Annotated in this window: 16 protein-coding genes; 10 read left to right on the forward strand and 6 right to left on the reverse strand. The window is 37.2% G+C overall.

Features of this window, described 5'->3' with window-relative positions; all coding sequences use genetic code 11:
- Nucleotides 1-46: 46 nt before the first annotated feature.
- The 3 genes from CUU66_RS21990 to CUU66_RS22000 form a co-directional block, all read right to left on the reverse strand.
- Nucleotides 47-1,378 carry a YheC/YheD family protein gene (locus CUU66_RS21990; RefSeq protein WP_101645539.1) on the reverse strand — a complete coding sequence of 444 codons (1,332 nt, stop codon included), beginning with the start codon at nucleotides 1,376-1,378 and terminating at the stop codon, nucleotides 47-49.
- 82 nt (nucleotides 1,379-1,460) lie between these two features.
- On the reverse strand, nucleotides 1,461-2,771 hold the full coding sequence (locus tag CUU66_RS21995; RefSeq protein WP_257968103.1) for a YheC/YheD family protein: 1,311 nt from the start codon (nucleotides 2,769-2,771) through the stop codon (nucleotides 1,461-1,463).
- Nucleotides 2,772-2,809: 38 nt separating this feature from the next.
- Nucleotides 2,810-3,511, reverse strand: coding sequence for an aspartate/glutamate racemase family protein (locus tag CUU66_RS22000; protein ID WP_308302524.1), 702 nt, complete (start codon nucleotides 3,509-3,511; stop codon nucleotides 2,810-2,812).
- Nucleotides 3,512-4,371: 860 nt separating this feature from the next.
- On the opposite strand from CUU66_RS22000, the gene CUU66_RS22005 reads away from it, so the two are divergent.
- The 5 genes from CUU66_RS22005 (at nucleotide 4,372) to CUU66_RS22025 (ending at nucleotide 10,631) form a co-directional block, all read left to right on the forward strand.
- Complete coding sequence (locus CUU66_RS22005; protein WP_101645542.1) at nucleotides 4,372-5,691, forward strand: YheC/YheD family endospore coat-associated protein; 1,320 nt, start codon at nucleotides 4,372-4,374, stop codon at nucleotides 5,689-5,691.
- A gap of 208 nt (nucleotides 5,692-5,899) precedes the next feature.
- Complete coding sequence (locus tag CUU66_RS22010) at nucleotides 5,900-6,730, forward strand: UTP--glucose-1-phosphate uridylyltransferase (RefSeq protein WP_101645543.1); 831 nt, start codon at nucleotides 5,900-5,902, stop codon at nucleotides 6,728-6,730.
- Between the two features lie 6 nt (nucleotides 6,731-6,736).
- On the forward strand, nucleotides 6,737-8,014 hold the full coding sequence (locus tag CUU66_RS22015) for a UDP-glucose dehydrogenase family protein (protein WP_101645544.1): 1,278 nt from the start codon (nucleotides 6,737-6,739) through the stop codon (nucleotides 8,012-8,014).
- 474 nt (nucleotides 8,015-8,488) lie between these two features.
- Nucleotides 8,489-9,484, forward strand: a complete 996-nt coding sequence (locus CUU66_RS22020; protein WP_101645545.1) for a glycosyltransferase family 2 protein — start codon at nucleotides 8,489-8,491, stop codon at nucleotides 9,482-9,484.
- Between the two features lie 13 nt (nucleotides 9,485-9,497).
- Entirely contained in the window at nucleotides 9,498-10,631 is a 1,134-nt protein-coding gene (locus CUU66_RS22025) for a glycosyltransferase family 2 protein (RefSeq protein ID WP_101645546.1), read from the forward strand.
- A 133-nt stretch (nucleotides 10,632-10,764) separates the two neighbouring features.
- On the opposite strand, the gene galE is transcribed toward CUU66_RS22025, so the two are convergent.
- The gene (gene galE, locus CUU66_RS22030; protein WP_101645547.1) at nucleotides 10,765-11,742 is read right to left on the reverse strand and encodes a UDP-glucose 4-epimerase GalE; all 978 of its coding nucleotides are present in this window, start codon (nucleotides 11,740-11,742) and stop codon (nucleotides 10,765-10,767) included.
- Between the two features lie 256 nt (nucleotides 11,743-11,998).
- On the opposite strand from galE, the gene CUU66_RS22035 reads away from it, so the two are divergent.
- Nucleotides 11,999-13,015 (forward strand): glycosyltransferase family 2 protein, encoded by a 1,017-nt coding sequence (locus CUU66_RS22035; protein WP_101645548.1) that lies wholly within the window; start codon nucleotides 11,999-12,001, stop codon nucleotides 13,013-13,015.
- Between the two features lie 25 nt (nucleotides 13,016-13,040).
- On the opposite strand, the gene CUU66_RS22040 is transcribed toward CUU66_RS22035, so the two are convergent.
- On the reverse strand, nucleotides 13,041-14,141 hold the full coding sequence (locus CUU66_RS22040) for a glycosyltransferase family 61 protein (RefSeq protein ID WP_180955397.1): 1,101 nt from the start codon (nucleotides 14,139-14,141) through the stop codon (nucleotides 13,041-13,043).
- A gap of 227 nt (nucleotides 14,142-14,368) precedes the next feature.
- Nucleotides 14,369-15,322 (reverse strand): NAD-dependent epimerase/dehydratase family protein, encoded by a 954-nt coding sequence (locus CUU66_RS22045; RefSeq protein ID WP_257968104.1) that lies wholly within the window; start codon nucleotides 15,320-15,322, stop codon nucleotides 14,369-14,371.
- Nucleotides 15,323-15,609: 287 nt separating this feature from the next.
- Between CUU66_RS22045 and CUU66_RS22050 the strand changes: the two genes are divergently transcribed.
- From CUU66_RS22050 to treR, 4 genes are all read left to right on the forward strand, one after another.
- Nucleotides 15,610-16,944 carry a YheC/YheD family endospore coat-associated protein gene (locus tag CUU66_RS22050; protein WP_101645550.1) on the forward strand — a complete coding sequence of 445 codons (1,335 nt, stop codon included), beginning with the start codon at nucleotides 15,610-15,612 and terminating at the stop codon, nucleotides 16,942-16,944.
- Nucleotides 16,945-17,796: 852 nt separating this feature from the next.
- The gene (locus CUU66_RS22055) at nucleotides 17,797-18,276 is read left to right on the forward strand and encodes a DUF6932 family protein (protein ID WP_142383765.1); all 480 of its coding nucleotides are present in this window, start codon (nucleotides 17,797-17,799) and stop codon (nucleotides 18,274-18,276) included.
- 666 nt (nucleotides 18,277-18,942) lie between these two features.
- The gene (gene treP, locus CUU66_RS22065; protein WP_101645553.1) at nucleotides 18,943-20,376 is read left to right on the forward strand and encodes a PTS system trehalose-specific EIIBC component; all 1,434 of its coding nucleotides are present in this window, start codon (nucleotides 18,943-18,945) and stop codon (nucleotides 20,374-20,376) included.
- Nucleotides 20,377-20,456: 80 nt separating this feature from the next.
- A complete protein-coding gene (gene treR / locus CUU66_RS22070; RefSeq protein ID WP_101645554.1) occupies nucleotides 20,457-21,188 on the forward strand; it encodes a trehalose operon repressor in 732 nt (243 codons plus the stop codon).
- The last annotated feature ends 118 nt before the right edge of the window (nucleotides 21,189-21,306 follow it).

A 21,306-nucleotide genomic window follows, 5' to 3' on the forward strand; every position in this document is an offset into this window, starting at 1 on the left:
TGAGGGGTTGTGGTAGAGTCCTTGTTTGCAAGAAGAAAGAAGCTAATCAAAAAAATTCAGTAACGAACATATTCTTTCTATTAAAACCTGCAAGGGCTTTTGCATATTCAAATGGTGTTGGAAGAATAAAGGGAAGAGAAACTTTATCCTCATCGGCCATATCCAGCCTTTTATCAGCTCCATAATTTAGCTGCACTTCCAGAAGCCATATTCTTCTATCTTTGTCTATAATAAAGTCGAAGGCTGCATCTCCCAAGTGATAGGAGTTGTTTTCCATTATATTCAGGACTTTTTTGCAAAGGGAGAACACATAGTCAGTTATTTGATTAGTTTCTTCTTTATTAAATCCATAGATTTCAGAGAGGCCAATCTTGCCATCCAATACTTTTTGTCTCCCTGAAGAATTGGTTATTACGCTTCCCTTTTTAGCCAGTCTGGCTTCCATTATAGAAAAGTTCCATTTTTTATGAAGATCCTTCTGAAGGTAAATGCGGAAGTCGATTTTGTCCATGCCTGGTACGGCTCTTTTTTCTTCTTGGATGATATAGTTTTCCTTAATCTCTGCCTTAAGCACCTTTGCGAGATCTTCCTTTGCGGGAAGATAAAGCTGTGTGCCGGACCCTGGAGTAAGAATAAATCCTCCATGTTGGTGCTTGAGGTGATAAATGCCTCTTCCTTGGGAGAGACCGACGGGTTTTAAATACAGTGACTCATATTTTGATAAGAATTGGATTAATTGTTCCGTGTTTGTATATTCCTCTGTATATGGCAAGTGCTTTTTAATTTCGGGGAATTGGGATAAGACCTGCCAGAACTTGAATTTATCTACATTATCGTAAGGGTAGTTAAATATACGGTCACCTATTTGTTCTTTCAAATAGCTATACTCTTTATTCTTAATGCGGACACGTGTGAAAATGGCAGAGGGGTATGGAAAGCTGCCTTTAATAAAGCTTTGTGAAACAGGATCATAGAACAAACCGCGAATGGTCTTTTTAGCTTTGTTGATATTTTTTTTCCTGAAGATAAAAATAAGTCCCTTGATATGATTATATTTTGCTAACCGCATCTTTAGCTTTTTAGGATTATTGTAGAAGAGCCGTTCGGGCAGAAAACCTATTACAGGTCCTAAATATAGGTGATTTCCTTGAAAATAAAAATGATATGAAACCTCGGGTATGCTTATATTGTTTGATATTTTTTGAGGGATAATCAGCGTTCCTTTATCAATTACATTGTTAATGACAATTTCTAACTTTGTTATGGATTGACCGAAGTGCAATATGATGTGATCAGTCGAGATATTTAATTGAACGAGAGTTTGTGCACTCATTTTAATAGTTTGCTGGCGCTCTTTATTTATTTTTAGATTAAACATTGAGAAAACCGCCTTTCTATTCCATACGGGATGTTCATTCAATGGTATCAAAAGAGGGTAAGCTGGCTACCCTCCATCCTGTTTAATGGCTGTTCCCTTTTTTCCCGAATCCAGTCAATGCTTTCGCATAAATAAATGGAGCTGGAAGGATAGTTGGAAGAACACGTCTTTCATCCTCAGATCTTGCCAGCTTTTTTTCTGCTGCGAAATTAAGCTGAGCCTCCAGCAGCCATATTTTCAATTCACTGTCTATGATCAAATCCATAGCAGCCTCGCCTAATAGATAGCCAGATTTCTCTATTTCCTTAATTGCCTTAACAGAGATATCGAATATTCGCTCTTTTAATTTTTCAACCTTATCAGGGTTTAAATGATAAAACTCCTCTAAAGCCTTTTCTCCCTGCATCATGTGATCTCTGTTCTTGAAGTTTGAAATGATGCTGCCTTCTTTAGCTATTTTTGATTCCATACCAGATAGATACCATTTACGATCTTCATCTTTATGGAAATAAACCCTGAAATCTATTTTCTTTCCAGAAATCTTACTGCCAACTTCTTGTTGTAGTAAGTAGGTACCCTTAACTCTCTTTGAAAGTATCTCTTTTAACTCTTCATCATTTCTTAAAAAAATTGAATTAAAAGAACCGTCTTTTAATAGGTAGCTTTCCCCAGTCTTTTTTAAATGCAGGATCCCTCTTCCCTGAGACTTGTTATAAGGTTTTAAATAAATAGAGGAACACGAATTAAGCATATTAAGCAGGCTTTTCGTGTCTGTTAATTCCAATGTTTTAGGTATATAAGCTTTCAGTTCTGAATGCTCATTCATTATAGACCAGAATTTGAGTTTATTTATATTGTTGGGATAATTGAACAAAGAATCTATAAAGAGCGCCGCAGTCTGCTTTGACAATCGAACCCTGTTGAATACTGCATTCGGGTAAGGGAAAATTCCTTTGATAAATTGTTTTTTCTCCGGATCTAGGTAGTACCCTTCAATAGTGTGACGGAATCTGTCTATTTTTTTTGGCCTAAACATTACAATAAGTCCTTTAATTTCGTTGTATCTTGAAAAGCGCATCATCATCTCTTTTGGGTTATTATAAAATTTTTTCTGAGGAATAAACCCAATGACAGGTCCTATGTTTAGCCTGTTTCCTTCAAAATAACAATCGTAGGGAAGTTCTGGAATGAAAAGCTGATCAGATAAGTATGGGGAAATAGCAATTACTTTATCCGGAATTCGGTCGTTGATTATTATTGAAAGAACCTTTGAAAACTTGCCAAATTGCAAAACAATTTGGTGTGTGTTTACGTTAATTTCCTCAAAAGTTGATTCGTTTAAAAGAAGTAAATTTGAGTCTAATTGTTTGTCCAATCTGATTGTATAATCCATATTCATCACCTTTAGGCTAAATTCATTTAATAAAGCTTTTATTGAGCTTTAGCTACAGCTAATTGAGCTAACATCAGGGTCGGATCCAGCTTACCTATTTTCTCTGTTAGATAAGGAAATAAAAGGGGCAGTTCAGTGCAGCCGCCCAATACGTGCAGAACACTGTTAGATACATATCTATCTAACATATTATTTAACGGCTGAAGAAATGGATTGTTCTCGATAGAACCGGCTTTTACACTGGTTATTGCTTCGTTGACAAGGAGCTGTTCGGCAATAGTGGGAATCTGCAAATGAATGGATGTCCCCTCAAAAGCCTTTTGATATAGACCTGTTTCAATAGTGGGTAGAGTAGCCAGAAGGAGTACTTTTTCATGTTCGCCATTAAGATCCTGTAAAGTATAAGCAACTGCGTTATGAATCATATGATATACAGGAATACCCACCGAGTCCTCGATTTCCTTATACCATATATGAGCTGTATTACATGGCATGATAATAAAGTCAGCTCCTGCTTTTTCAAGCATCTGTGCACTGTTAATGAGCTGTAATAAAGGACTCTGTCCTCCGGCTTGTAATGCATGAATTCGCGATGGGATTTTTGGATTGTTATTAATAATAATGGGAAGGTGATCCTGATCAGAGGCTGCGGGTGTATTAGCTATAATTTTTATGAACAAATCAGCCGTTGCGAGAGGTCCCATTCCTCCAAGAATTCCTATTGTTTTTGACAGATGTATCTATCTCCTTTATTGTGATTTTCTGCTTATACTCCAACTGTAAATTAACGATTGAAAGGCCTTCGTTATACATTATTAATCCCTGCTCATTTCGTGTAGGCGTTGTCCTAAAAAAATAATCAATTCTAAAAAAAGGCTTTGTATCTACTTTTTATTAGGGTTAGAGCCTTATTGTTAAATATCTGAAGCCTTATACTGAATCTCGACCTTGGGAAAAAATTGGGGAAATGGTGGCCCCATTTCCCATTTCAAACCAAAACTTTTCTGCGTGTGGATTTTACCTATACAAACTGAGCGTGAAGCACATAAATTATGAAGAAATATGCGTTAGTAAACCTCACTCTTCTTGTCAGGCGATCTTCCTCAATATTAAATTCAAAAGGCTCTTTTCTAAAAGATTGTTGTTTTTTAATAAGTCACCCTATTGTTCAGTCAGGTTGATTGGAGCGTAAGGTGCGAGACTCCTTGATCCAGCTCCAAGCTGAGACCCTCGAGTCATAAGCCAATCCGTCTATGGGAAGAAAATCGCTCCCACAGCCGGCCCGTCTTATGCTTTTCAGGTCTCTGCCTGCAATAATGTTCACTGTCTAAATTGAAAAATAATAAACATTGAGGTTTGATTAAAGGTTATATGTAGCAGGCACCGATTTCCGCTTATCTGAGCGGGAGCAGCGGGACAGGTGAGACCCCGCAGGCGAAGACGAGGAGGCTCACCGCCCGCCCCGCGGAAAGCGAGCATGCCTTGCGCTCCAATCGACCTCTTGTTCAATTGCAACAAAGTTTGCGAAAACAGCCATTCAAAAAAGGAAGAGTATGGCAGTTTGGAATCATGAGGTAGGAGGATAGAAAGGAGGACTCTAATGAAGGTTAAATGGATTAACAGAAAATATGATAAAGTTTTTATTAATGAATCCTTGGCCGAGAAACTAAATATGCCGCTGCTAAACTATATCACGATACACTTTGGGAGCTGGAAACGAACCGTTCAGGTAATTTATGACAAGTATGTTCCTGAAGATACAATAGAAATTGCAGAGAATATACGAGAGGAAGTATGCATCCCTACTGAGCTGCCATATGATGCATTCTTTACGAATGGTAATTTTTATATTGGACCCGTAATTGCAATCAGCATTAAAAAAACGAAAAGAAGATTGACAAAAAAGGTTTTAAGAAATGAACTCATAAGACTAAAAAATTATCAGGATATTAGAGGGCTGGTTTTTTTGTGCTCCGTAGAGGGCATTGACGACAAGGAAAAACGTATAGAGGGTTATTACTTCATTCCAGGGGAAGGCGGGGGTAAAGGAACCTTCAAGGAGGGATTATTTCCATACCCAAATGCTTTTTTTAACCGTTCAGGCTTAAGAAAAGGGGTCTATAATGAACTTTTTAGTACGATTGGCGATAAAATCTTCAATTCCTATTACTTTAATAAACTTGAATTATGGAACTGGGTAAAAGACAATCAAGAATTAAAAAGGTATTTCCCTGATACAGTGGAAGCAAAGAGTCAAGCTGACTTAGTTAAGATGATCGAGAAGCATAATACCATCTATCTAAAACCAGCCAGCGGTTCACTTGGGCAGGGAATATCAAAAATATCTAAGGATAAAAATTTTTTTGTTATTCAAAGCCATCAAAACTCATCACCGCTTTCATTATCAAATAAAAGATTTGAAGAATGGCTAGCGAATAAATTTACTAAACGGTATATTGCTCAGCAGGGCATCGAACTGTTATTTGATAGTCATAAAGTGGATTTTAGAGTCTATTTTCAAAAAAATAAAGAAATGACTTGGGAGATGACAGGGTATATTGCCCGTCATTCCAAAAAAGGAAAAATAACGACAAATACTCAGAACTTAAATAATATTGAAGAAGGAAGAAAGGCCTTAATACGCATCTTCAATCTTGACAGCTCTGAAGCAGGTGCAGTGGAGGAGAAAATCAAACAAATTTGTACAGATGTATGCAGCTTCCTTGATAACAGGGGGGGACATTATGCGGATGTGGCGTTTGACATGATCATTGACCAAGATTTAAAGATTTGGATCCTGGAAATAAATAAGAGATATTTAGCCAAAACACTTAAATCCTTTTCAGACCGTACTCTCCTTAGAAAGGTAAAAACGATTCCAATTGAATATGCTAAAGCAATTTCAGGGTTTTACAATTAGTTTTTATATGATACTTAGCTGATGCTAGGTATCTTTTTTTTAGTAAAAGAAAATTTTATCTGCTTGACAGAGCTTAGTCTTTTCAACAAAGCTCAAGGGCCCATGGTTGTTTTATTTCTAACATTATTTCCGCCCTTTTTAGACATAGCTAATCCCATTTATGAACTTCTTGCATAGATTGTAATAGTTGCAAAGGAGGGGATGAACAGTGGTTAAAAAAGCTATAATTCCTGCCGCAGGTTACGGAACTAGAAATTTGCCCATTACAAAAGTATTACCAAAAGAAATGCTGCCGATATGCGGTCGTCCAGCAATAGATTATCTTGTTGAAGAGGCAATTTCCTCGGGAATCGAGCAAATATTAATTATTGTTTCACGTTCTAAAAATATGATATTAGATTACTTCGATCGGTCTCCTGAATTGGAGGCACATTTAAAAGCTAAAAACAAAGACTCCTTATCACCCGAACTGTTAATCCCAAATATTCATATTCAATATGTTAGACAGCCTAATGCAAATGGGTTAGGGGACGCTATACTTTTAGGCAGGAACTTTGTTGGAAATGAACCTTTTGCTGTTATGCTACCAGATGAAATTATCCTTTCGGATCAGCAGGCACCATTGCTTCAATTAATTGAAACCTTTAAAAAATGCAAAGGCAATGCTATTGGTTTAAAAGCTATGAATTTATCGGAACTCAAAAAATATGGAGTTGTAAAACCCCAATTTTTACAGGATAAATTATATCAATTAAAACATATTGTCGAAAAACCACAGAACGAAGCCCCATCTAACTTAGCGGTTATTGGAAGGTATGTTTTTGATCCAAAGATATTTGACTATCTAACGGGAGTACAACCGGGTGTTGAAGGAGAAATTCAACTAACAGATGCTATTAATGCAATGATACCTCAGTCAAATAGTTATGGTTTAGAAATTGAAGGACAACGGTTTGATATTGCAAATACATCTGACTACATTAAGTTAATAAATCTAATATACAGTAAAGGCAATTCCGTTAATTTATTGGAGGATTAATTTTTTATGAACATACTTATTATCGGAACAGGCTATGTTGGAACAACTACTGGGCTTGTGTTTTGTGAAATGGGCCACAAAGTTACTGGTTTAGACTTAGATCACAGTAAGTTAGAATCCCTGCGAGCTGGGAAACTTCATTTCTATGAACCTGGCCTGGAGGATTTGTTAAGAAAGCATCTGCATGGTGAAAATATTACATTCACGCCTGAATATGAAAAAGCCATAAAAGAAAATGATGTAATTTTTATTTGTGTAGGCACACCGCAATTACATGATGGGAATGCTGATTTAAGTTACGTTAAAAATGCAGCAGAATCAATTGGTGAAAATTTAGACAGCTATAAGGTGATTGTTTCCAAAAGTACTGTGCCAGTAGGGACTTCAGAAATGATCCAGCAATGGATAAAGGCTAAGCTAAAAGGAGAGTTTACGTTCGATGTTGTCTCTAATCCTGAATTTCTTAGGGAGGGTTCTGCTTTAAAAGATGCTTTAAAGCCGGATCGAATTGTAATTGGCACTTCAAGTCAAAAGGCAAATGGCATTATGAAAAATTTGTATAAAAATTTCATCTGTGAAATTGTAGAAACCACCCCTAATACCTCTGAAATGATAAAATATGCTGCTAACTCTTTTCTCGCCCTAAAAATATCCTATATAAATGAATTAGCCAGATTATGTGATGTTTTAGATATTAAAATAAAAGATATTTCAAGAGGAATAGGCTTGGATCATAGAATCGGCCTTAATTTTTTAAATGCAGGTATTGGATTCGGAGGTTCTTGTTTCCCTAAAGATGTAAATGCATTAATAAAAACCTCTAAAGATAAACAAGTTAATCTTTCTATACTTGAAAGGGCGCTAGAAGTAAATAAGACACAAACAGATTTTTTTTACCAGCAAATCAGAAATTCTATTGGGAATTTGAATGGAAAGACGATAGTCATCGCTGGGCTGGCTTTTAAATCTAATACCGATGATATACGTCAATCTCCTAGTTTTGCATTGATTGAAAATTTACTAAAGGATAAAGCTATTGTTCATGTGCATGACCCTGTTGTGAAGCTGGAAAGGCCTGAGCTTAAACAATTCAATACTGTCGAAGAAGCTGCCTATCAAGCAGATGCATTGATCATCTGTACAGAATGGGATGTATATCAGCAGCTGAACTGGATGAAGATAAAAACCTTAATGAGGCAGCCATATATATTTGATGGTAGAAACATTTTAGATAAGGAGATTATTAAAAACCTAGGCTTTTATTATAAAGGAGTATCACAATAGTATCTTAAATTATTGGAATCGATCATGCCTCAGGAATTATAATCGCCATCCAGGATGCGGATGATATTAGCGCACAAACAAGATTTATAGAGCAAGTTCATTTTTTATCATCAAATAGCGGCTTTGTGGCAGTCGGCTCGTTAATAAGATGTATTCCAAGTAATGACCAAGTAACACTAAAAAGGACGCATGCTGAAGAACACGGTGCTAATTTATATACAACTCCGGAGGAAATACAGAAATATCATATTATGGCTGCCCATTAGTTGATGGCTCTATATCGTGCAAAATAGGGAAAAAGTAACAATGGATTATATTATTGGAGAGTAAATAGAACATCAACATCTGCCATAGATGATGATATAGACAGGTCTGATCATATATAGAGCATTTGGAAACGCTCAGGATGGAACCAGATCTTACACTTTAAAAAAATTGGAGTATTAAAAATACAAGAAGAAGGAAGTAATTATTATGGAGCTTTCAGTTGTAATGCCAGTCTACAATGGAAGTGAATATTTATCAGAGGCGATTAAAAGTATTTTAAAGCAAACATATCGGGACTTTGAACTAATTATTGTTAACGATGGATCAACCGACCGAACAAAAGAAATTATAGAAAATTTCAAGGATGAAAGAATAAAACCAGTTCACCTTGATGAAAACAGAGGTCAAGCATATGCTTTAAATTTCGGCATTGAACTAGCAAGAGCCCCTTGGATAGCAATACATGATAGTGACGATATTAGTAATAAACAAAGATTTCAAAAACAGATGGAGTATTTAAGAACTAACTCTGATGTTATTGGTGTTGGAAGCTTTATAAGAGGGATAAAAGGCGTTAACCAGATAGATACCCAATTAATTAAAGGAGTTGAATGGAGCAATCAAGTACAGTCCAGAACAGATATATTGACCCACAGATTTTTAGCCCCGCCTTTAGTCCACGGTTCTGTTATATTTTCTAAAAAACATTTCAATATGATAGGCGGCTACAAGGAAGAGTATTCAATTGGAATGGATTTTGATCTTTGGATAAATTTGTTGAATTTGGGGCCAATTGATAAGATTCCTGAAATACTTTACTACTACCGCGTAGATCCAAATTCACTTAGCAGGCGGAATGAGTCGAAAACATGCTTCGAATCCCTTACGATTGCAACAAAGAATATTGTTCTTTACCTTCGAGAAAAGTTGGAAAGAGAACCTTGCTTTATTATAACAGGTCCGGCTGCGGGACGGGATTATTATAAAAATGTCATTGCTGGGAACCATGGATTGAATGTTCATAGTTATATAGACTATACGACAATGTCTAGTATAGATATAGCTGTCAACCTTAAACAGAAACTTTTTGATGCAGTCATTTTATTAGAAGGAGCGGGTTCTTATCAGTGTATAAAAGAACTAGAAGACAAAGGCATGGGTTTATCTGATAATCTATTCAGGTTATGGAATATTTACGAATAAAGGAGTTCAGTTAATGAATACCGAGAAAAATGTGAGTATTATTATACCTTCATATAACAGGGGTGAAATTCTTAAAAATACACTTCTTTCTCTAAAAAGACAAACCTATCAGGATTCCTTAATACAGATCATATTAATAAACGATGGGTCTAGGGACAATACTAGACAGTTAGTAAATGAGATGGGTATACCAAACTTGGAATATTTAGAAAACTCTCATAACAAAGGGGCTGGAATCGCAAGAAACCTTGGTCTTCAAGTGGCTGAGGGTGATATTATCATTTTCTGTGATAGTGATTTTATTGTTCCAGAAACCTATGTTTCAAATCATGTTAAAGAACATATGAACAATGATAAAATCGTGGTTTCGGGTATGGGGCACTGGCATTATATATTAACATATGATTTTGCTGACGCTTGGCTTCCTTTCCAAAAAAACGATCTGCAGCCTATGTATAATGACCCGTTTATAAAGGAAAGAATGCTAAAGGGCCCAAATCTTATTAATGAAGAAGATATTCATCAAGGGGATTTCTCTAAATTTGTTTGTATACCAAGATGGTTGAAATCTTGGGTAAATATGTTCGAAGAAATCATAAGTGAATATGGAGAAAATCTTAAAAATTTTGAACTGCCATGGTTAACTTTTTGTACAGGGAATTTATCAGTAAATAGAGATTATCTCAAATCATTTGGAGGCTTTGATACTAATTTCAAGCGTCATGAGGACTGGGAGTTAGGTTATCGTTTATATAAGGATGAGTGTGCGTTTAAATTTGCAGTTGATGCCGAGGCATATCAGCAATTAGCGCCACAAAATCCAAAAGTTACGCAAACGCAAAAAACGACTTATAAATTACTCAGCACGAAACATCCAAATATAGATATTTTGTTACTTTCACTGGTGTTAAAAGCAGGATATTCATTTAAGAAAATTTCTGACGTATTAAGACAGCATAAGGAAGTTAGTGATTTTCATAAAACTTTAACTAATAATTTTGAGGGCATGTTAAGAACGTATATAAACGAAATTCCTTATGAAAATAAAGTGAAAAAAGGAAAAAATAGGAAGAACTTAAGGAAAATTAGGCATCGTTTCCCTGAGTGGTATAACAGTTACACAGCATTACACAAAAGAGAGATATGAGAACTAAAAAACCATTTAAGACTTAGACAATCGTTATGCTAAGGTCCTAAATGATTTTTTTTGCTTCAGTACCATAAATTTGGGGTGCTCCCAAATGTTTTATTAAAAATATGATTTTATACGATTAAATAGATTATTGCTGGTATCCTTTATGGTACCAATTCCAAGCTGTTTGAATTATTTCTTCAATACCGAGGTTCGCCTTCCAGCCCAGGTCTTTTTTGATCTTCACGGAAGAAGCGATTAACTCAGGGGGGTCTCCAGCCCTTCTGGGTAAAAATTTAATTGCCGGCTGCTTTCCTGTGACTTTTTTACACTTATGAATTATTTCCATTACTGAATAACCTTTCTCGGTGCCTAAATTATATATTTCAGATATATTATCGTGCTGCAGAAGGAATTCCAAAGCTAATATATGGGCAGCTGCTAAGTCTGTCACGTGAATGTAATCTCTTATACATGTACCATCAGGGGTTTCATAGTCATTTCCATATACTTCAATATCACTGTTTTTTCCTAGCATCTGTAATAAAACATTGGGAATCAAATGCGACTCAGGATTATGATCTTCTCCGATTTCACCTGAAAAATCCGCACCTGCTGCATTAAAATATCGAAGGGAAATAAAATCAAGACGATTAACATTGGATAAATCTCTTAAAATCTTTTCAACCATTAATTTGGATTGACCATAAGGATTGATAGGATTTGTATCAAAATCCTCTGAAATTGGCGTCCATTTGGGTATTCCGTAGGTAGCACAAGAAGAGGAAAAAATGAATTTAGTAACTTTATGATCTAGCATACTACCGAGTAAATTTAATGTTTTCCCTACATTGTTCTGATAATATTTTATTGGCTTTACAACTGATTCGCCCACGAGACAATTAGCAGCAAAGTGCATAACTCCTGATATTTTGAAATGAGTAAAAATATAGTCTAACAGCTTGTTATCTCCTATATCCCCAAAAATAAATGTTGCCCTTTTATCGATCGATTTCAAATGACCAGTTGATAAATTGTCCAAAACTAAAACCTTGAATCCTTTATCTAAAAGATATCTAGCTGCATGACTTCCAATATAACCAGCTCCGCCTGTAACTAAAATCATTAAAACACACCCTTAAATATTTGAATTTTGAAAGTACATATCTGGGTAATTTTCCTGTTTTATGTATATAAGGTATGAAGGGTTATAATTACAATTTCTTAAATTGGCTGGAGATAGTGTACGAACAACTGACATAATACATTTTGTTATTGTATTTTTTAAACCGCATATATTGTTATGAGTACAATATATATTTGTGTGTGTTAATCAGGGTTTAATTGATTGGATAAAAATTAAAAAAAGATGGAGAGAAGCAATGTTGGTATCAGTGATAATGGCTGTTTATAATGGGGAAACTAATGTAAAGAAAGCCTTAGACAGTGTACTGGCACAAACCTACATGACGTTAGAAATCATTGTTATAAATGATGGTTCTACAGATTCAACATTATCTATTTTAGAACAAATAAATGATTCAAGAGTGAGAGTGATAAATTTAGATGAAAATCAAGGCGCAGCAAATGCCTTAAACATTGGAATTAGCGAAACGCAAGGAGACTGGATTGCGATACAGGATGCCGATGACATCAGTTATCCAGCGAGAATAGAAGAACAGGTAAACTATATTCATCTCTACCCTGATATAGTTGGAATAGGAAGTCTGGTGAAATGCATTTTTGGTAACACCAACAAAGAAAATAGAAGGGCCTCCCGGAGGCGAAACACTGCCGTGTCGAGAGAGGAGATAAGAAAAAATATGTATTGGATATGTCCTTTTACACATAGTTCAGTCATGTTCTCTAAAACTGCTTTTTTAGAAGTAGGGGGCTATGATACAAGTCTTAATATTGCTTATGATTATGATTTATGGTTAAAACTGATCGAAAAAGGTGATATGGCAAAGGTGCCCAAAATACTGTTGGATTATTCAATTCATCCAGGGTCACTCTCTCATAAGGACAAATTTGCAACGTTACAGGAGATGCAGCTATCCTCTTCAAGAGCAATTTTCAGGAAATTGTATTCGGAAAAGCATTCGGAACCAAGAGTTATTGTTATGGGACCTCAAGGGGCCTGTGAAAAATATAAAGAGATAATTGCCCCGCTTAGCGGCCTATCAGTGACTGAAGCGGTATACAAAAACTGGGAAAATGAGGTTCCGTATGCGGCACAAAATGTGCTGGAATTGAAGAACGATGCAATTATTATCCTTGATCATCGTAACAAGAAAAGGCTTCTGAAATATTTACAAAGAACTGGATTAACCCTGAATGAACAGGTTTTTAATATATATAACATCAGGAAAAAAAATAATAAATTTACGGCCTATTAAACTATACCAGTATTAGTTTTCTGCATCATCCTTTATCAATCCCAGCCTTTAATAAGGCTTTTTCAAATGTATTAATATTTACGGTAACATTTTCGTACCCATTCCAGTCATTGTTCAATAATATCTCATCACATATGTCATCACGTCCGCCTGGGGTACCAATGATGTAATGGTAGTCCAAATTTCCAAACGAACTAATAATGGAATAATAGGCTCTAACATAAGCTGGGGGAAATATCTCAATAATTTTTGTTCCTGGGTCGCAAAAAACTATATTGGTTAATCCTGCACCATGTGGGGCAATTATGCACTCAGCACCCGAAAATAAGTTGACTTGGTCGGAAACGCTCATGGTTTCCAGTTCAACGGGGATAAAGCCATATTCTTTTAGAACTGTAATCAGTTCTTCTTCGTTTAGAACTCGTCTATAATGTGTACGCCTGATATATATTCGGTTTTTATTTGTATTATCGATATTATTTTCACTCAAGAATTTAGCCCTTAAATAATTACTTGCCCACTTAGTAGCCATAGACGGCTGAGAAGGTACCACTAGCTTTTCTGCTTTTATGTGAAATTGATCGTGTGTTTTTACTAGATGGGGTAAGGGTATTCCAATAGCAGCAAGGGTTTCCTCCTGAAAAGGTAATATCTTTTCAGGCAAGGTAACGATAAATTTATCGATATGGGTAAAGCATGTTTCAATTAAGTGAAACCTAGGAATCACTTCGAACATCCAATGATAATAATTGTGGCTTAATCGGTGGGTAAGGTCTGCCGCCAAATCATAGTATTCCGTGACTGGAGGCAGTGTTTCCTGCTTAAATATCGAATGCTCCCACGGTGTTTTTACAAATTCACTTGATACTTCCCATATCAGCTTATTATCCGGAGTAATTATGGCACCATTGCGGCCCCAGATCCTCCCATTTGGAATTACGGTTAAATACCCGCCTTTTACACGGTTGGGATACCTGCAGCCACGGTGTTTTATAGGTTTTTTGTATGTTTTGGAATAAGAAATTGAGGGGTGAATTTTATAAAGAGTGTCATTAGCAGAACCATTATGGGTATTCCAGTGTTTAAGATTCTTATATATATTTTCAGGCGGCAGTCGATCACTCAATAAGATCATCCCCTAAACAATATTGAGTCAATAATAAAAACTTAATAATGATTGTAATACCATACCGTTTTGAAAAAAACACATGAAGTATCCAAGTGTGCCCTGCATGTCAGATATCCCTCAATCGAGTTCATGTCCTTTCACAGGCTGATTAATATCGTTTTGCAAACTCTAGAATAAATAATTTAAAGAGTAGAATATCTAAACTAGCATTATGGAATCGGCTGTTAACCGTTTAACTTTTTCCCATACTGCTCGATTGTTGCCTTTAAGCCTTTTTCTAATGTAATAGAAGGTGTCCATCCTAAAATTCTTTGTGCTTTGGCAATATTAGGTCTACGTAATTTCGGATCATCCTCTGGAAGGGGATGGAAGGTTATCTTGCTTGTTGATCTGGATAAGGTCTTTACCAATTTCGCAACATGTATGATTGGGTATTCATCCGGATTGCCAATATTAATAATCTCACCGTTTGCAGTCTCTTTTTCCATTAACAAAATAAGGCCTTTCACAGTATCAGATACATAACAAAAAGATCTCGTCTGGCTCCCATCTCCATAAACAGTGATATCATCCCCCTTTAATGCCTGCGTTACAAAGTTGGATATTACTCGTCCATCATCATTGGCGAGGCCCGCTGAATAAGTGTTGAAGATCCTTGCGACTTTGACTGGAACTTGGTATTTGGTGTAGTAAATGTAGCACAAAACTTCTCCTGCTCTTTTGGCTTCATCATAGCAGGCTCTCGGGCCCCAAGTATTTACATTTCCACGGTAGCTTTCTTCCTGAGGATGTATTAATGGATCTCCATAAGCTTCACTGGTGCTGGTGTAGACCATTTTAGCACCGGTTTTCCTTGCCAATTCGAGCATGTTTTTTGTACCGGTGATATTAACCTCTAAAGTTTCTAATGGCAGGTTTTGATAGAATTTTGGAGAAGCAGGTGAGGCTAAATGGTAAATTTCCTTTACTCCGCTCAGTTCTGGTAAAGAAATAATTTCTCCGGAACAGACATCTGCCTCTATAAATATAAATCGTTCTTGAGGAATATCTTTTATATTACTAGCCCTCCCGGAGGATAGATTATCGATGCCAATAATATAGTGGCCTTCCCTAATAAGCTCCTTTGTCAAGTGGGAGCCAAGAAAGCCGGCTGCTCCAGTTATCAAAATTTTTTGCAATCCATGCACCCCGCTATGCATAATATATTCATTATATTTTATGAAAGAATACGCCAATCGGTGCAGGTGATGTTTGGCATTTTCGCTTTCCTGGCTCGTGTTCTAATTTTCTAACAATCCTTCTAGTTTCTTACATATTGTTTTATAGATTTGTTAGTACCTAATCCGCGGCTTACGGTGATGAGCTCAAGGGTGGCTATACGAATTACTTTATTACTGATATTCACAAAGAAATGTTTGCCGAATAAATTAAAAGTAATGCGCAGAAAGATAAAGGGGATTAAAAAATGACGATGCATTTCTCGATTATTACGGATCCGGAAACAGTAGATACTGTTACCGTTCATGCTGACTCCGCTAAAGCATCTAACATAGAAAATGGAAGTCAAGGTAGTCTTTGCTTTGGTACAAGAAGACATACGATCAGGTTTCAAACGAATAGCATCATAAACAAGAATGAGATGGCGATTTCGTTAAATTGCTTTAAAGAATTGGGTGTTCCAGAGTTTATTAAATTCGATTTAAAGGTGGAGGGAGACAACCTTATTATTGGGCCATACGTAGGGCTGCTTATAGGTGCATCCAATAAGAGGCTGTTGCGCAAGTTACCCAGCTTATTGAATTATACACGGGATTATCAGGCCTTCGGCGGAGCGGTCATGGCTTTTTCGATTGAGGGAATGAAACCCGGTGAAATTAACGGTTTTTTATATAATCCGGATAAAAATGAATGGCAGGAATATGTTGGTGCTTTCCCAGCTGCAATATATAAAAAGGTTTTGCTGACAAAGAAAGTCTACAAACTACTTTCTATTGAAGAAATTCAGCCTAAAATATTTAATTCCCACACGTTTTCCAAATGGAGTGTGTATAAAAGACTGGCTGGAACCGAGGGGTTGATGGCCCATCTGCCACATACAGTACTTTATAAAAAGCCCATAGATGTTATTAGATTTATTGATAAGCACGGCAAAGCTTTTCTGAAGCCTATACGAGGATCTAAAGGAAGGAATATTAAAGAGATAAAAAAGATGAATAATCACTTTCTGGTTCGTTATCAGAAGGACCGACGGAATGTGGAAATGGAACTCAAAAGGAGAGAACTGCTTGAATACTTACATCTATCGATAAAGAAAAAACCTTACGTAATTCAGAAAGCCTTAGAGATTGTTTATAGTGAAAACCGGGCAGTAGACTTTAGGGTATTCACTCTTAAGGACTCTTCGGGAAAATGGCAATATATTGGATGGGTTGGACGCAGCGGCCGGGTGGATAGCATCGTAAGCAACCGTTCCAGTGGAGGAACAGTTGAGGATGGAGACCTATTATTAAATAAAATAGTAAATTCGGATTCTCAAAAAGCCTCAGACCTAAAAAAGGAAATTATTAACACCGTCTTAATGGCCTCAGAAAGTTTCAATGATTCAGCGATGAATTTTGGTTATTTTGCCATTGATATTGCAGTTGACCATGATGGCAGGGTCTGGATCCTAGAAATGAACCACCGATATCCAAATGACGGACTGCCACTTTATATTGGTGATCATAGAACATATAGAGATATAAAACTTCATATTATGCTTTATTTGAAATATCTGGCAGGGTTTTCCAAAGAAAGTTAGATTGCGGTAAATTAATCCCGAATCATTCCGCTATGAAAGAAAAAATATTGGCACCAGCGAAATAAACTGGCTGCTTTATTTTTTGAACAGCAAAATTTTGACTGGCATATAAATGCAAAAAAGAGTGCTTGAGACATTTGTTTCATTGTTATAGAAGATTCCATCGGTTGGTGACATGAATTTGATTAACTGGGTATGAACGTTGCAATTGAACAAGTATAGGTTGGTACCTCAGTGGTGTTCCTTAAAAAGAAGTTTGAGGCAGGAATAAGATGGTTTCCATAAGCGGCTTTTCTACAGGCTCTTTTCTAAAAGATTGTTGTTTTTAATAGTCCTGTGAACCTACCCTATTGTTAAACAGGTTGATTGGAACGTAAGGTGCGAGACTCCTGCGGGAGCAGCGGGCATTGTCCGGCTCCAGCGCCTAGACCCTCGAGTCATAAGCCAATCGGTCCATGGAAAGGAAAACCGCTTTCCACGGCTCGCTTGTCTTATGCTTGGCTAACGCATAAGTGCGACTAAGCTTCTGTCTTCGCTAACGCTCGCCAATCAGCAAGTCTTCTTTATCGGGTCTGAATAAGGTGCTTCCGCTTTTCTATCAGGTGAGACCCCACAGGCGAAGCCGAGGAGGCTCAGGCGCCCGCCCCTAAGGTCCGCGAGCATCCTGTAGTGGAATCAACCCCCGTGTTCAATAACAACAAAGTTTGCCCAAACAGCCTTTCTATAAAAACAATGAAAATACCCATATCTATTTTTAAATAGAGTACGAACTGTTCGCAGGGAAAGTTTATAACATAATAGAGATGAGGAATGAACAATGAGGAGGATTCCATAATTGATTGGGGGAATCTGATGAATAGACTAACATTTAACGAGAAAGGTAATTTGGTTCCGGGAATACATGAATTAAATTGGGGACAATTTACAGACTATTATGGCTACAATGAACGCCGCAAACTTTTATTAACCGGTTTGGAAAAAGGGATAAAATTATTAAAAAAAGCTGGATGTGAGAAAGTTTACGTCGATGGAAGCTTCGTTTCAATTAAAGAATTCCCTAACGATTTTGAGGTTTGCTGGGAAGAAAAAGGAGTCCATTTAAAACAATTAAAACAAATCGAACCATTATTTTTTATCTTTAAGCAAAAAAGAAAGGCGCAAAAAGCAAAGTATATGGGCGAATTCTTTCCTGCAAATCGAGTTCGTCCTATGTACCATAGAACGATTGGAAGAGTCCGGAAAATGAGATATCTGGATTTTTTCCAAACGGATAAAAGAACAGATGAACCAAAGGGAATTATAGCCATTGATCTGCGGACGATCAAAGACTAGTAATGAGACGGAAAGTGTGGTTAATATTATGACATTTTCCACGAGTTTATGTAGAGGGAAATGACATCCGATTCATAGTATTTCTTGGACAGGTTGTTTCTTTACAATTGCCAACCTTGACTAGAATTCTAGTTATATTCGTTTTTTTTTACTAATCATTCTAGGGACAGATTTTATATAGACGATTTAAAAAGAGCCTTAGTTCGAGATAAAGAACAAGGGCTTTTTTTCTTGGCTATGTTAAAAGGTTAATGTTGATTTTTGCACTGTGTTGATTGGAGCGGAAGGTGCGAGACTCCTGCGGGAGAAGCGTGTCTAGGGAGACCCCGCAGTAGCGGAAGCGACGAGGAGGCTCACGGACCGCCCGCGGAAAGCGAGCGCCTGCAGCGGAAATCAACAAACAAGTTTAACAGAGTCTTTTTATTAATAATGGCGTATGTAAAAATAGATTTTAGAAATCTTATTGACAAACATGTATATACAGGGTAAGATGAAAGCGTAAACAAAACTTGTATATACAGGAACGCTGGTTTGAAAGCATTAAAATGTAAGCGCTAAGTTGTAAGCGTGAACAATTCCTGGATCTGCAAAGCTTTGTCACAAAACAAAACAAATATAAATAGAACAGTTAGACAACACGAGTCTAATTTACCAGGGGGTAAAGAAATGAGTAAATATACAGATCCAGCGAAGGAGTTACTGGAGCGCATCGGAGGAAAAGAAAACGTTGCCGCAGTTACTCACTGTGCTACAAGAATGCGATTTGTACTAAATGATCCAAAGAAAGCAAATGTTGAGGGAATTGAATCGATGAAGCTTGTAAAAGGAACGTTTACACAAGCGGGCCAATTCCAGGTGATCATCGGAAATGAAGTTTCTTCTTTCTATAACGAATTTGTTAAGTATGCAGATATAGATGGCACCTCTAAAGAGGAAGCAAAAGTTGCCGCTAAGCAGAACATGAACTTCCTGCAGCGTATGATTGCTCACCTTGCAGATATTTTCACGCCGTTAATCCCAGCACTTGTAGTTGGTGGTTTGATCCTAGGTTTCCGAAACGTAATCGGAGAAATTAAACTACTTGAGGATGGTACAAAGTCACTTGTTGAGGTATCCCAATTTTGGGCGGGCGTCCATTCGTTCCTCTGGCTGATTGGTGAAGCGATCTTCCACTTCCTGCCTGTAGGAATTACTTGGGCTATTACAAAGAAAATGGGAACTTCCCAGATTCTTGGAATCGTTTTAGGTATAACTCTGGTATCTCCACAGCTTCTTAATGCATATGGAGTTGCAGGAGCAAAAGACATTCCGGTATGGGACTTCGGTTTCGCCCAGATTGAAATGATTGGGTATCAGGCTCAGGTTATCCCAGCTATTCTTGCCGGTCTGGTATTGGCTTTCTTAGAACGCAAATTGCGTGATATAGTTCCAAATGCCATCTCTATGATTGTTGTTCCATTCTTTGCTTTAGTTCCAACTGTTTTAATTGCACACACTGTTTTAGGTCCTATCGGCTGGAAAATCGGTTCAGCAGTATCGGATGTTGTCTATTCTGGTCTAACTTCATCATTCGGCTGGTTATTTGCTGCAATCTTTGGATTTGCTTATGCGCCGCTTGTAATCACTGGTCTTCACCATATGACAAATGCAATTGATCTTCAGCTTATGAGTGAGCTTGGCGGAACAAATCTATGGCCAATGATCGCTTTATCAAATATCGCTCAAGGCTCTGCAGTTCTCGCTATGATTTATATCAATAGAAAGAATGAAGAAGAAAAGCAGGTTTCTATCCCGGCTGCGATCTCATGTTACCTCGGTGTAACCGAACCAGCCATGTTCGGGATCAACTTGAAGTACGGATTCCCGTTCTTAGCTGCGATGTTTGGTTCGCTTGCAGCAGCTGTTATTTCCGTAGGAAGCCATGTAATGGCTAATTCCATCGGTGTAGGAGGCCTGCCAGGTATCCTGTCTATCCAGCCTCAGCACATGGGTACTTTCGCAATAGCAATGGCAGTAGCGGTTGTAATCCCATTCATCCTGACAATTGTATTCGCTAAAACAAAAATGTCTCAAGTTACTTTCAATAAAAAAGCAGCATAAGCAGAACTGAAAGGAGGGAGATTTTCTCCCTCCTTTTTTATATCATTTGCTATTTGTGAAACATGATGGAGGTAAGTTAGATGCAAAGCAAATATTTAACCATCTACGGTGAACTGGTGGAACAAATTGAAAGCGGTGCCATTGAGGCTCATTCTTTATTGCCATCCGAGAATGAGTTAAAGGAGCGCTTCTGCACCTCAAGAGAAACGATCAGGAAGGCCCTGACCCTCTTATCACAAAAGGGGTATATCCAAAAAATGAGAGGGAAGGGCTCTATCGTGATTGATCGGAGCAAATTTGATTTTCCGGTTTCAGGATTGGTAAGCTTCAAAGAGCTGGCAGAAAAAATTGGGAGCAGGCCAAGGACTATAGTCAACGAACTATCACTTGTTAAGCCTGAGAATTACATTAAACAGCAGCTGCAGATAACCGGCAAAGAGGAGGTTTGGAAATTAGTGAGGACGAGGGTAATCGGTGGTAAGAAGATTATCCTTGATAAGGATTTTATTAATAAAAAGTATGTTCCTGAATTAACGGAGGAGATCTGTGAGGACTCTGTTTATCACTATCTCGAAAATGAATTAAACCTGTCCATAAGTTTTGCAAAAAAAGAAATTGTCGTTGAAGAACCATTGGCGGAAGATCGGGAGCTTCTCGATTTAGAGGGATTCCACAATGTAGTTGTCATTAAAAATTATGTATATTTAGATGATGCAAGCTTGTTTCAATATACAGAATCAAGACATCGGCCTGATAAGTTTAGATTTGTCGACTTTGCACGCAGAACACATGTTCAAAAGACCCATGTTTAAACAATGAAATGTAAAAAAAGGCTGTTTTCGCAAACTTTGTTGTTATTGAACAAGAGGTTGATTGGAACGTGAGGATGCTCGCTTTCCGCGGGGCGGGCGCTGAGCCTCCTCGGCTTCG

It is taken from the genome of Peribacillus deserti (genome assembly GCF_002863585.1).
GTDB lineage: Bacteria > Bacillota > Bacilli > Bacillales > DSM-1321 > Paraperibacillus > Paraperibacillus deserti_A.

What these genes read in the sequence shown, in the direction of transcription:
- CUU66_RS21990 (WP_101645539.1), bottom strand. Translation starts at nt 1,378, where the DNA reads ATGTTTAATCTAAAAATAAATAAAGAGCGCCAGCAAACTATTAAAATG.
- CUU66_RS22035 (WP_101645548.1), top strand. Translation starts at nt 11,999, where the DNA reads ATGTTGGTATCAGTGATAATGGCTGTTTATAATGGGGAAACTAATGTA.
- galE (WP_101645547.1), bottom strand. Translation starts at nt 11,742, where the DNA reads ATGATTTTAGTTACAGGCGGAGCTGGTTATATTGGAAGTCATGCAGCT.
- CUU66_RS22055 (WP_142383765.1), top strand. Translation starts at nt 17,797, where the DNA reads ATGAATAGACTAACATTTAACGAGAAAGGTAATTTGGTTCCGGGAATA.
- CUU66_RS22005 (WP_101645542.1), top strand. Translation starts at nt 4,372, where the DNA reads ATGAAGGTTAAATGGATTAACAGAAAATATGATAAAGTTTTTATTAAT.
- CUU66_RS21995 (WP_257968103.1), bottom strand. Translation starts at nt 2,771, where the DNA reads ATGGATTATACAATCAGATTGGACAAACAATTAGACTCAAATTTACTT.
- treR (WP_101645554.1), top strand. Translation starts at nt 20,457, where the DNA reads ATGCAAAGCAAATATTTAACCATCTACGGTGAACTGGTGGAACAAATT.
- treP (WP_101645553.1), top strand. Translation starts at nt 18,943, where the DNA reads ATGAGTAAATATACAGATCCAGCGAAGGAGTTACTGGAGCGCATCGGA.
- CUU66_RS22025 (WP_101645546.1), top strand. Translation starts at nt 9,498, where the DNA reads ATGAATACCGAGAAAAATGTGAGTATTATTATACCTTCATATAACAGG.
- CUU66_RS22020 (WP_101645545.1), top strand. Translation starts at nt 8,489, where the DNA reads ATGGAGCTTTCAGTTGTAATGCCAGTCTACAATGGAAGTGAATATTTA.
- CUU66_RS22015 (WP_101645544.1), top strand. Translation starts at nt 6,737, where the DNA reads ATGAACATACTTATTATCGGAACAGGCTATGTTGGAACAACTACTGGG.
- CUU66_RS22050 (WP_101645550.1), top strand. Translation starts at nt 15,610, where the DNA reads ATGACGATGCATTTCTCGATTATTACGGATCCGGAAACAGTAGATACT.